At 59.2% G+C, this 985-nt stretch carries 1 protein-coding gene; it reads left to right on the top strand.

The window, feature by feature from the left end; translation table 11 throughout:
* Positions 1-190 precede the first annotated feature (190 nt).
* Positions 191-835, top strand: a complete 645-nt coding sequence (locus CKO36_RS19215) for a hypothetical protein (protein ID WP_200286499.1) — start codon at positions 191-193, stop codon at positions 833-835.
* Positions 836-985 lie beyond the last annotated feature (150 nt).

The following is a 985-nucleotide window of genomic DNA, read 5'->3' as shown; positions in this document are numbered from 1 at the left end:
GCCGGGATTGTACTCAGCCTGCGGGCGCTGAGCCAAACGACCGGGCGCTGGCAACAATTTTGGCAGCGAATTGATCAATTCGGTGCCGCCTGTTTCGGGTGATCACATTATTCAAAGGCCGCACCCGGTGATCAACTCGAAGACTCTGTCGAAGGGTACAGCAGTGGGAGAGCGGTCAACACGGCGGAGGATGCCCTGTGCCGATGAGGCCGCAGCCGCTAACATTCATCGGGTGCGTCACCTGTTGGGCCGACTCAGCTGGATGGTGCCAGTGTTGGTGATGTCGGCCATTGTGCTCCTCGCCGCTGGCTTCTATGCGCTCGAAAGCCGTCAGCTGCGCGCATTAACGGCTGTTCCGGAGGGCGCCATTTTGGCGACGCTGGTGTTGTTCGTCACGCTGCTCTCTGGTGTGGTGGCGCGTTGGCTGGTTGGGTACGTGCGCGAGCCGATCACCGAACGCTTTGTTGCTGCTGAGCAAAGTCGCCAAGCCTCCGAGCGGGCGATGGCGTCTAAGGCGACAGAAGTGGAGATTACCCAAAAATTGCAGGAAGCGCGCTCCACCTCGGATTTAGCCCGAACCCTGCTCAGCGAGCTTGCTAATCACCTCCCACTCGGCCAGGGCTTGTTCTGTCTTTGGGATCAGAGCGAGGGTGTATTGCGCGTTGCTGCCCAGTTTGCCAATGATCAGGAGATCTTTGAAGAGTTGACGGTGTCACAACAGAGCCTGTTGATGCAGTGTGCGAAAGATCGTGCCCCAGTGCGGATGGATCATCCGGGGCGGGACTTCTTCCGCGTGCATTCCGGGCTTGGTGATGCGGGTGCCGCCTTTCAATGATGTCAATCATGAGCCATGCTTAGCAGCAATTCCCGCTGACCTCTGTGGCGAGCGGTTGCGATGGCCCCGATCCGCCGTTGAAAATCAACCGGCACGCGAACACCTCGCGACAAAGAAGCGCTGTGGTACGCCCGGCTTGTTCTCACCCTC

The organism is Rhabdochromatium marinum, assembly GCF_016583795.1.
Lineage (GTDB): Bacteria > Pseudomonadota > Gammaproteobacteria > Chromatiales > Chromatiaceae > Rhabdochromatium > Rhabdochromatium marinum.
The sequence above is the reverse complement of the archived record's forward strand: the minus strand, read 5'-3'. Positions and strand labels throughout refer to the sequence as shown.

Bases quoted from the DNA above. Each gene is read 5' to 3' on its own strand.
- CKO36_RS19215 (WP_200286499.1), top strand. From the start codon at position 191: ATGCCCTGTGCCGATGAGGCCGCAGCCGCTAACATTCATCGGGTGCGT.